The organism is Flammeovirga sp. OC4 (assembly GCF_000812565.1).
In the GTDB taxonomy this organism is placed as follows: Bacteria; Bacteroidota; Bacteroidia; order Cytophagales; family Flammeovirgaceae; genus Flammeovirga.
The window spans coordinates 170460-182672 of record NZ_JTAM01000009.1 but is presented as its reverse complement, the minus strand read 5'-3'; the positions used below and the strand labels follow the sequence as shown (position 1 = coordinate 182672).

4 protein-coding genes are annotated in these 12213 nt (G+C 35.2%); 3 read left to right on the top strand and 1 reads right to left on the bottom strand.

What is annotated here, in order from left to right; genetic code table 11:
* Positions 1–70: 70 nt before the first annotated feature.
* From PL77_RS09145 to PL77_RS09135, 3 genes are read left to right on the top strand one after another with little or no spacing between them, the layout of a single operon-like run.
* Positions 71–2500 (top strand): TonB-dependent receptor, encoded by a 2430-nt coding sequence (locus PL77_RS09145; RefSeq protein ID WP_044203982.1) that lies wholly within the window; start codon positions 71–73, stop codon positions 2498–2500.
* 40 nt (positions 2501–2540) lie between these two features.
* Positions 2541–3713 carry an NTP transferase domain-containing protein gene (locus tag PL77_RS31505; protein ID WP_052444280.1) on the top strand — a complete coding sequence of 391 codons (1173 nt, stop codon included), beginning with the start codon at positions 2541–2543 and terminating at the stop codon, positions 3711–3713.
* Between the two features lie 49 nt (positions 3714–3762).
* Entirely contained in the window at positions 3763–4416 is a 654-nt protein-coding gene (locus tag PL77_RS09135) for a bifunctional nuclease family protein (RefSeq protein WP_044203980.1), read from the top strand.
* Positions 4417–4734: 318 nt separating this feature from the next.
* Here the strand turns inward: PL77_RS09135 and PL77_RS09130 are convergent, their stop codons facing one another.
* Positions 4735–12207, bottom strand: a complete 7473-nt coding sequence (locus PL77_RS09130; protein ID WP_082026461.1) for a S8 family serine peptidase — start codon at positions 12205–12207, stop codon at positions 4735–4737.
* Positions 12208–12213: the final 6 nt, after the last annotated feature.

Here is a 12213-nt window from a genome sequence, read left to right as displayed (position 1 = left end):
TAAATTAGATTAATTTTTAGATGTACTTTATTTTAAGTATTGTAATTTTTTAATACCGTTTTTTGCAATTATGCTAAAAAAACTTAGTCTATCTTTTTGTGTCCTATTACTCGTTTTACTTGCTGGAGCTGCCCAAGATTTAAAAGCTCAGACAGCTACTTTGCGAGGAGTTTTGATAGATTCAGTAGGAATGCCTATTCGATCTGCAATTGTTCAAGAAGGCAAAAACAAACAAAATTTTTACCTGACCAATGATAAAGGAGGGTATATTCTTACTTTACCTGCTGATTCTACCATCACAATTTTCTTTTCACACCCTAATTTTTCTCCTAGAGCATTTGAGATTAGATTATCTGAAAATGAAATCAGAACACTTGATGCAAGATTATTTAAACAAATCTATCATTTGAAAGAAGTTGAGGTTTCTAGTGATAAAACGCAAAAAGAATTAAGAGATAAAGCAAGTACTGTTTTTGTAAAAGGTGAAGACTTAAGAGAAATACCAGTTGGTTATGGTGAGTTTACCCAACAATTGGTAGCATCGGGTGCTCTTGGTATTGCTTCTAACAATGAGCTATCTTCTGATTATTCTGTACGTGGAGGTAGCTTTGATGAGAATTTAGTTTACGTCAATAATATAGAAATTTATAGGCCTTTTATTGCTAGAGCAGGACAACAAGAAGGCCTGAGCTTTGTCAATACTAATATGGTGGAAGCTATTGAGTTTTCGTCAGGAGGCTGGGAAGCAAAGTATGGTGATAAACTTTCTTCATCATTGAACATTAAATACAAAAGGCCTGTTGATTTTGGAGGTACCCTAGAAGCGTCTTTGCTTGGTGGGTCACTTACTCTGGAGGGAGCTTCGAAAAATAAAAAACATTCTGCCATTATTGGTGCACGTTATAAATCGACTGAATACCTATTAAGTACTTTACAAACTCAAGGAGAATATAAACCAAGATTTGGTGATGTACAGTCTTATTTAAGTTTTGATATTTCGGGGAAAGAAAAATATGGAAGAACATTTATTGATGCGATTCTCTCCTATGGAGCCAATAGATATAGCGTCTTCCCTTCTACTCGTAGTACCAACTTCCAAACTGGAGAAGGAATTAATAACCTTACCATTGGTTTTGAAGGTAAGGAACAGTTGGATTATGATACTTTCCAAGGCGGAGTGAAATTGATTCATACTTTCAATCCAAGCCTGACAAGTAACTTGATTGCGTCGGCTATGATCACACAAGAAAGAGAGAGAAGTAATCTGGAAAGTGGTTATAGAATTAGTGATTTACAAGATTTAGAAAATGGAATTACAGGAAATGTCACTGAAAAAGGATTAGGTGGTGAATTTCAGTATTCGAGGAACACTTTAAAAGGTAATGTGTTTATCATTGAAAACCGAAATGTATATGAGCATAATCAAAACTGGAAGACTGAATTAGGTTTTCAAGCAAAGTTTGAAGACATTGAAGACAATTTGAATGAGTATAAGGTAAAAGATTCTGCAGATTATGTAATATCAGTGGAAGATCAATTACAAGCCGTGAACCACATCACATCTCAGCGTTATTCAGCCTATTTACAGAGTTCTTATCTTTCTAATAATGAACTTCACCGTTTCACGTTAGGCTTAAGAGGTACATTTTGGTCCATCAATGAAGAATTGAATGTTAGCCCACGTTTACAATATACATTTAGGCCGGAGTGGGAAAAGGATATAGTATTCTCATTTGCATCAGGTATTTATTATCAGCCTCCATTCTACAGAGAAATGAGAAGACCTGATGGTACACTCAATTTGAATTTGAAAGCCCAAGGTTCAATGCATTTCATTGGTGGTATTGATTATAATTTTGAACAATGGGGACGTCCTTTTAAATTGATATCAGAAGTTTATTATAAGCAGATGTGGAATGTGGTTCCTTATGATGTCGATAATATTAGAATTCGATATTCTGGAGAAAACGAAGCAGAAGCTTATGCTGTCGGAATTGATACACGTTTAAGTGGTGAGTTTATTCCTGGGACTCAGTCTTGGGTATCGCTCAGTGTGATGAGTACAAAAGAAAAAGTGGACGGAGATCCACGCGGATATATTAGAAGACCTACCGATCAAAGAGTAACATTTACGATGTTCTTCCAAGATCATTTACCTAATAACCCAACTATGAGAATGAATTTGAGATTTATGTATGGATCAGGTCTTCCTTTTGGCCCTCCTAACAATCCAGAATTAAGAAATTCTTTTAGTGGAGGAAATGATTATATGAGGTTGGATGTTGGTTTTCAAAAAATCATAGCTTTAAATAAGCAAGCTGAAAACCCTAGTGAAGAGTTCTTGAAAAATCTTTCTATTGGGGTTGAAATATTAAATGTATTGGGGAATAACAATGTGATTTCTCATACTTGGGTATCGACATATGATGGTACTCAATATGCTGTTCCGAATACATTATCGCAAAGATTTTTCAACGTGAAAATGATTTTGCACCTATAGTCAATGTTTGTAACTTTACAGAGAATAAACCAAAGATCTTATGCAGGATAACGATTTAGTACGTCCAAAAGTTGGAAGGTTCTGTAGAACTGAAGTTGCTTTTTTAGGTACTTCTTCCAGTAAAATAAAGGAGCTGATTTTTAGGTTGACAGAGAGTTTGTCTAAAAATTGGAACATTGGTTACATTGATTGTGATCATCAATTCTCGGAACTTGAAAAAGAACTGGGTGTAGATTCTCAGACTTCATTATCTCATAAATCGAGAGTTGAGATAATTGATAAAATTACATTTTCTAGAATTGATGTAAAGAAAGCTTTAAGTGTCAATGAAAGACATGTCGTGTTAAATGATATCGATGTAGCGTTCATTAATGGTAATCATTTTAAAGCATCAAAGCAGATTCTTATCATCGATAAGGAAAACACCTCGAAAATTAGTCGAAAAATTAGCCGACTAAGTAATGTTCTTTGTATTATTTATGCAGATGGAACTACTGAGGCTGATATTCCAGAGATTTTGCAAGAACGCATCCATAATATTCTTCAGAAACCGGCTTTCCCTATTGAAAAAATACATCATATTTGTCAAGTTATTGAAAGCAAGATAAAGGCAGACGTAGGTCAGATCAATGGATTACTTCTTGCTGGTGGTAGAGGAAAAAGAATGGGAGGCAAAGATAAAGCAAAGATCAATTACCATGGAAAGGAACAACGTTTTCATATGAAAGAAATCCTTTCGAGGTACACCAATGCTTCTTATATGTCTTGTAGACCTGATCAGGTCAATACTTTTTCTGATCAGTTGAATTTACTACCCGATACTTTTTTAAATTTAGGCCCATTCGGTGCACTTCTTACTGCTTTTAGGCATAACCCCAATGCAGCTTGGATAACCGTTGCTGTAGATTTACCTTTTGTTGATGATAAAACTATTATGCATTTAATAGAACAAAGGGATCCTACAAAAGTGGCTACATTGTATAAATCGACAAATACAGGTGACCCTCAACCCCTATTAGGAATTTGGGAACCAAGAGCTTATTTACATTTATTACAAGCTTTAGCTTTTGGTAAAAAGAGTTTGAGAGAAGTGATTGAAGATGCCAATATTAAATTAATTACTCCACTTTCTGAACAAACTTTGAGTGAAGTAGACACTATGGATGAGCTAGATATTGCGATAAAACAGCTAAGTCAGCAAAATTCAATTTAGATTTTTGCTTAGAATGTTTAGATTTGTGTAGAAATTAATAAAAAACGTCTTGAATAAAGTAAGATTAGAAATATTAGGGCTATCAGCTAGCCATACTTCGCATGGTTCATTTGCTCTGGTACTTGGAGAGAAACATGGAAATAGAAGACTACCAATTATTATTGGTATGTTTGAAGCACAAGCTATTGCATTGGAGATCGAAAAAATTTCATCTAACAGACCAATGACCCACGACTTGTTTAAAAACTTCGCATTAAAATTAGGAGCATCAATTAATCATATTCAGATTTCTAATTTGAAAGAAGGAGTTTTTTATGCTGACATTCATATTATCACTGCCGATGGAGAGGAAATTGTTTTAGATTCTCGTCCTTCTGACGCTGTAGCTATTGGAATCCGTTTCAACGCCCCTATTTATGCTTATGAGAATATTATGGGTGAAGCTGGCATTCAAGTTGAAGAATTGGAACAAGATGAAGTAGATCATATTGAGGATGAACTTGAGGAAGATGATGATCTAGAGATTGAAGACTTTGAAGGTGTTGAAGAGGAAGATGAAAGTAGTGTTGTTTCTGAGTCAAGTGGTGGAGACCTTTCTTCTGTTTCATTAGATCAACTTAATAAAATGCTCCAAAAGGCAATTGACGAAGAAGATTATATGAAAGCTGCTCAATTAAGAGACGAAATTACGAAGAGACAATAATCTAATCTTACTAGATTAACGATATATTAAAGACAGTACTAAACGCTTGGTTTGGTACTGTCTTTTTTTTGCATTGTAAACGAAATATCCGTCAACTTTTAAACAGCCTCAAGGCTTAGAAATCAAAAGCTAAATTCCATTCCTTTCGTCTAAATGATTCAAACGGCTCATTCTATGAAACTCTTCACGCTTTACCCTTCAAGGCCAAGGAAAGCACTACAGATATTTAATTTATTGTGTATTTGCTATTCCAATTCAAATGAAAAAAGAAATGCACTAAGAAAACTTAGTGCATTTGCTGTATTATCCAATTCAATATTATTTAATGAGAAGTTTATGGGACTTGACATATTCGTTGTCAACATTAATCTTCAATACATAAACTCCTTTTGGTAAGTTAGCAAGAGGAATTAATTCAGAATGCATACCTGCTTTTTGCTGAGTGTAAGATTTTTGGTAAACGCTCTTACCGTTGATGTTCACGACTTCAAGTTGTACATCTGTATCGTTCTCAACTTTGTAGGCCAATATTGCTTTGCCATCAGTAACAGGGTTAGGGTAAACAGTGGATTGATCAAAAGACCCAAGATCTATATGAATAGGTTGTCCATTGGTATCTGTAGAATTCATAACTGCTGAAGGATCATCAATGACTTCAACATAAACGAAATATCCCACAAGACCATCATCATAACCATCATGGGCTACAAATAACACCTGTCCCACTCCTTCTTTTAATGGAGTGATGTGGATATAAGATTGTCCTAATGCTAAATCAATCACATCTTCACTGTCATTTCTAACGAAAAACTGCATTTCGTTGTCGTCAGGGTCGATGAACAGTTCATAAGGGTCAATCGTAACGGTTTGAATAGTATCCGCTAAATTGATTCTAATGATAGCATAATCAGGGTTCAACACTGGAGGTCTATTCTTGTGTGTTACTTGAATCAATGTTGTATCTCTGGTAACATTACCAAATTCATCAATAACTGAGACAGGTAAGTGATATAATCCTTCACTTTCATAATTTGTAATGATTTTTAGTGAAGCAGTATTCGGTCCATCTTGTTGGAATTGATACACGATATTTTGTATATCATTTGAATCGATCTGAATGGTCATCTGATCTTCTTCAGGATCTTCAAAAAGATAAGTAAATGTATATTCTCCATCTTCCATCACACTTAAAGTATCTTGGTAGTTATTTGGAGTATATTCAAATGTTGGACGCCCGTTTACTGATACGTTCATTTTTACAACCTTACCCTTGTTATTGATATCATTTGATGAAACAATGATTGATGCAGTGTTTAAGCCAGGGTTTGCACCTGAAGCATTAACTGTTGCGGTCACTTCTACTTGTCCACCTTCTGATAAAACACCTTCTTTGTGATCAAGGGTTAACCAATTATTTTCAGCACTTGCTGTTAATGGTCTAATTTTCCATACAAACTTCTCGTATCCTGCTGCTTGCCACCAACTGTATTTTCCATTATTCTCTTCTCCTCCGAACACACCACTAAAGGTATTGTCTAATAAAGCTCTATCTTCGGAAGAATTAAAGCCCATATACTTATTCGTAACTGGTAGCCCTACTCCTATAAAGAACGTTTCTCCTTCTGGAATATGGAAAGGTTGTGCCAATTCGAAATACATCCAATCTTCATCAATTTTTTCACTGATTTGAAATTTCTGATCCAATAGTACTTCGCCTTCCTGAGGTAATTCACCACCTTGACTAATCATGATTCGAACATATTCATTGATATTCTGAATATAAGAATAAACCTTTACATGAGTGATATCAAAACCATCTTCAGGAGCCACAAAACGGTTTGCAAATGCTAATTGAGCACCCACTACAAAAGGAGTAAACACACCATCTGCTTCCTCACTCCAATCCAAAGCTAATGAGTCTACGGCCAAACCATTTGTAGTCTTGATCTCTCCTATCTCATCAATCACACCAGGAATCAAAGTAGGGTCAATCTCTGGTAATACTGCTGGGACAATTGAATATTTCAATTTTGAAGTACCCTCATTATCAATGTTGAAAGAGTATGTTGTTGTATCTGTACTTCTTAATGATAATTCTTGGTCTGTAGCATCCCAGTTGAAGATTGGAGAATCTACAAGGTAAGCTGTGATAGTGGCAGACTTTTCTCCAGTAGTATTGATGAAGTTTACTTTTCCATTTAAATCACTTTGCTCTGAAATAGGAAGTGTAAATGCAATATCAACAACTTCCCATGGTGCAATCGTGATAGGTGCTAATAAAACTCCAGAACTATTCATGATCATTTTATTGCCAGCCTCGTCGAAAAACTCCACATTTTCAAGATCTGTAGTGGTGATTTTAGAGACTTCTATATCATTGTTTCCACTATTCATCAGTTGAATTTTCTCAGAGATAATTAAATTCTCTTCAAAAACCACTTCATCAAAATCTACATTATTCAAGATGGATAATTCAGGTGTTCCTGTAAGGTTGACTTGAACTGGAACTTCAATCAAAGGTTTGATTTCACTATTAGTTCTCACTCTTAGAGTATCGACATAAGTACCTGAGTAGTTATATCTTGAAGTATTTAAAGAAAGTTGATAAGAATCTTTCGAGTCTATTCCTACCTTGTGGTGGATTGGAGGAACTATTGCAATAGAAGAGCGATCTTTTAAGAAAGATTGATTAACAATAATAACATCTTCATCTTGCAATGTATATTTCTCATCTGGACTCTCTAAACCATACCTCAATAAACCGCCCCAATTTTCTAACTTTTTATAATGGAAATAAATTCGTCCATCTTTTAATATCTCAAAACCAAAACTTAGAATACCTGGGCTTGAAGTTGCATCTTTACCAATAATGTCATTCCATTGAACCACTAAACTTTCATCAGTTAATTTATAAAAAACACTATCGGTTCCTGAATATTGTAAGTAAGACCAGAAAGGTGCAATAATACCACTAACACCATCATCTTTTACGAAACTTTGATATAAGTAATCCTCTTCCATAGGAAGTACAGAAGCCATACCATGGATTGACACCCATATACTACTATACTTTTCTCCGTAGAATGGGAATTCAAATGGAAGTTCAATCTCAACAGGTTTACCATCTACCAATGGTAATACTTTTTCATTTGAAAGGTTTTCCCAACGGTAAAAGTCATTTTCAGTATTACTTGTATGCCAAGTATAACCAAAATCATCTTGCATAAAACCATAGGTTGTACTATCGAAATCATCTTGGATTGATTCATTATTCAATTCAGTGAAAAGTCCTTCCTGAATCACGTATTCGAAATCTACACCTTCACTTTCGTTTTGAATGAAAACATCATAGTTTATCAATTCCCCAATTGAAGCATCTACAACAATTTCTGATGGTAAGTTGTGTGAGAAATCGGCATCATTGATTCCATTACCTAATAATGAAGTTTGTGTAATCGTTCCATCGTTGAAGATGATATTTAGCTTCCCTTCTTCTACATTTGTAGAGTTAGGTGTAAATAGAATTGGAAGAGGATAATTCGATTGCCCTTTAATCTCTGTATCTAATAACTCTTCATCAAAAGAGAATGAACTATTAGTAGAAGAGATTGAAGTTATTGTAACAGGTGCAGAACCTGAGTTTTCTAATTCGATAAATCCTCTACGATCTAAACCAATTTTGACATCATTAAAAACTAAAGAGTCAGAGGCTTGCATTTCAGATAGACCAAGCACATTTACTTTAAATGGAACTTCAGTTGATCCTGCAACAGTATTTGATTTTACGACGATAGTATTTTCATAACTACCATTAATCTGTTTGTTAAATTCAGGGTCTAAAGTAACTTTTAAATCAACACTTCCACCAGGAGTAATAATTCCTTTTGAAGGTGTGATATCATATACCATATTGATATCTGAGTTAGGCTCAAATGCTACAGTCGTACCATTTGTCAATGGCTCATCATCAAAATCTTTGTACATCAAAGTGTCAGTAACTAAGAACCCAAGCGTATATACTCTGTATCTTGTTTCCGGCTTAATGTCTTCTACATTAAGATAGTTGTATTCAATCAAACCATTTCTATGGAAAACAATTTGATACTTCAAGTTAGCGTTTGTTACATTAAACTTAGAGTCACTATAGATTACATGATTGGTATGCATTGAAATAACAAACTTATCACCATAAGAATGGTACTTCATAACCACTGCACGCTGAAAACCATCTTCAAATTTTAGAGGGACACATGCCATAAAATTGTAAAAGAATAACCTTGCCGTATTGGAGAGTTCGATCTTACTTAACATTTGATCAAAGAATGGAAATTCCATACCGAAGTCATAGGTTTCCAGTGTCTTCTCCGTGTCCATAGATTGACCAATTTGATTGATTTCATCCCATAATTCTCCATCAAAAGGTTTTGTTTTGATAGAATATTCTAATGGTTGAGGAAGAACTCCACCTTTTAGTGCTAATTGACTGTATGCTGTTAAGTCATATTCCAGATCTGCTTGTGAACCTGTATTTTCAAGCGTCAATGTAACATCCTTCTGCTCACCATAATTGATATCAAATGCAGTAGCTTCTAATACGGCATTGATATTTGGAGGAACAACACTAGAAATGGTCAAAGGAATACTGATTTGGCTGTTATCTGAGTGCAAGATTAAATCTTTTCTGAAAATACCATTACTCTCACTAGAAAAGTCAAAAGTAAAATTCTGAGTAGACTTAGCTCCTACGACCAATGAATCCTCTAACGTAATGATATGTCCATCAATTTCATACTCTCGAATTACAAAATCACCAAAACCACTATTGACTAATTCAATTTCATGTTCGGTCTCAACATTAGTAAAGCAGTTCAATTCATATTGTTTTGAAAGGTCAATCTCAGGGTCTTGACCAGAAACATCCACTTTAACTTCGATATTAACAACAGGTTTATGGACGTCGTTTGTACGGATTCCAAGGGATGCAAGATGTTGACCATTGGTTAATGATTGAGCATCAATTGTTGCATTTACCGCTTCTGTTTCTCCGGATTGAACTTTACCCGATACAGGATCTATAAATACAAAAGACCCGTTATTACCTGTACTTAAAACTCTCAATAATGGAATAGTACTTCTACCTGAAAGATTTACAGCAGATTCGTAAGTTCTACCGTTATCTCTAGAAATTAAAAAGTTATCGACCTCAGATGGAATGAAACCAAATTGTAATAACATTGGCCTTTCAATTTCTTTAGGGAAATGAATGACAGTCCAGAACGTTTCATTCTCTTCAAAAAATTGAGGTTCATATAATGGCATTCTGTAATATTTCATTACACCGGTAGTATCAGGGTAATACTCCTGTGTATATACTAACTCAGATTCTAAGAAATTTCTATATCCTCCTTTTCTTACCTCAATAAAGAATGGTTTATCGCTTACTGTTGGAAGCATTCCTAGTTCAATATGAGTTAAATTGAATTCGTAATCATAAGGAATATGAAATCTTGTGGCATAGATGAGTCCTGAATTTGGGTTACCTGAACCTACAATGATACTTGGACCTTCATACAATTCATAAGACATTCCTGATGTAAACTCTGTAACATCATTTTTCCAATGCTCATTTGAATGTAATACCCCTTCTCCTACATCGCCTACATCTTCAGAAGTGGCAAATTCAGCAGTCTGTTCTACAGTATTTAATGAAACCTCATTGTTATAATTCAATGGCATACTCAACACTTTGTTTACTTCTGTTTGTGCCACTGCTGCTGTTGATTGAGATTCTATGCCAAATTCCTCATGGTAGTTATGTTCATTGGTTACTACTGCAGCCCAGTAAACAGTACCATCTCCTACATTTGAAAATTCCAACGGTGCTTCGGCTGTTGTTTTCTCCTTCACATCAATTGAAACATAAATTTGATCTGTTGATGACATGAAATGAGGTTCATCTACTGTTGTTACTTTTAAGATATTTGAAATATCAGATATATTAGTAAACTGATCGGCCGATTTTAAAGCAAACCAATACTCAGATTCTTTGAGTAGCTGATTAAAGCGAATACGAACTGTATCACCTTCAGCAAGGTAATTTTCAATTCCAAAAATTAATTGTTGATTGAAATTTTCGTCTGTAATCTCTTCCGTAGAAAAAGCTAAATAAAAGAGACTTGGTCCTTGGCTATCTTCATCTTCGGGTACAGTCCACTCTAATGTAACCTCATTATGCAAAATTTCTGAGGTGCGTAAATCTGTAATAGCATTTGGAGGAATTCTGTTATCATCGGCTAACGCATTAGCAGCGTTTAATACTCCTCTGCCAAATTTATTATCATGATTACTGAAGTTAAAAGGCTCAGCTGAATTCAGTAGAATTCTTTTCAAGTCGTCAGCAGTAAAGTCTTCACCACCAAACTTTGAAATAATTAATGCCGCTACACCACTCACATGAGGACAAGCCATAGAAGTACCTTCCATGTATCCGTAGTTGTTATTGATAAGCGTACTTAAGATACCTCCTTCTTGGTCAAAATTTCTCATATCACCACCTGGAGCAGCAATATCAACCCATTCACCGTAAGTGGTATAGTAAGAAGGCAAACCAGATGGTCCCAATGCAGAAACCGCAATTACTTCGTCAAACGCACCTGGATACTTATTTTGCTCTAAGCCAGTATTACCAGCGGCAAAGAATAAAACACCACCTTTCATCGGGCTTCCTTCGTATTGACCTGCTTCAGCTACAAAATAGCGAATGGCTTCTAAAACTTCTGGTTCATAATAGTTCTCCGTATTGTACCCCCAAGAGTTTTGTGAAATTACGGCACCGTTATCTGCTCCATATACAATAGCTTCGGCGAAGTTAGCTCCATCTCTTTCTCTGTAGTCAAATACTTGGCATGACATAATTTTCACACCATTGCCAGAACCATCACCACCGGCTACACCTGCAACACCTATTCCATTGTTGTTTACAGCACCAACTGTACCTGCTACGTGAGTACCATGGTCACCTGGAGTTATCGGTCCGGGAACAATAAAGTTATAGCCATAAATATCATCCACATAGCCGTTTCCATCGCTATCTTCTCCTGGAGTACCATTCAATTCGGCTTCGTTGACCCACATGTTAGCACTTAAGTCCTCATGATAAGGATCAACACCTTGATCGACAACAGCTACAATAATATCAGAGTTACCCGTTTGGATTTCCCACCCTTCTTTGAGGTTGATATCTATATGAAACTCACCTCCAATTTCTCTGTGGTTGATATAATGCCACTGATCTGTTAAAAGAGGGTCGTCAAATTTAAACTCTTCTTCTGATGTGCTTTCTGTTTTAAAGGCGTCTTTTTTGAAGACTACAGGTTTAGAGTCATTGTTTATATTGATTTTTGAATAGACTGGCTTTACAATGTCAATCTCCGCTAAACCTTTGTAATTTTCGATCATTACATAAGGGTCGATGAGCGTATCAAAGTCTATTTCATACCAAAGGTGTAATCCATATTCTATATGTTTTGCTTCATGCTTCATTGAAAAAGGAAAGACTCTTTTAATAGAGTAAATTCCCGTTTTTTGATTCACATCATCCACATGAGCAATTCCAACTCTTCCGTTGGATGAAGATAACCTCATATTGGATGAAGCATTGACGGCATCTTTCGTAAATTTTACTCTGATTTTACCGCTAACTATCTCTTCACCCTGAGGTAAATTTATTTGTCCAAAAGTATTGAAAATAAAGCCAATACTTAAGAACATTAATATCATTAATTTTTTCATTCTCTT

Coding starts and splice junctions, on each gene's coding strand:
- PL77_RS09145 (WP_044203982.1), top strand. CDS start 71: ATGCTAAAAAAACTTAGTCTATCTTTTTGTGTCCTATTACTCGTTTTA.
- PL77_RS31505 (WP_052444280.1), top strand. CDS start 2,541: ATGCAGGATAACGATTTAGTACGTCCAAAAGTTGGAAGGTTCTGTAGA.
- PL77_RS09130 (WP_082026461.1), bottom strand. CDS start 12,207: ATGAAAAAATTAATGATATTAATGTTCTTAAGTATTGGCTTTATTTTC.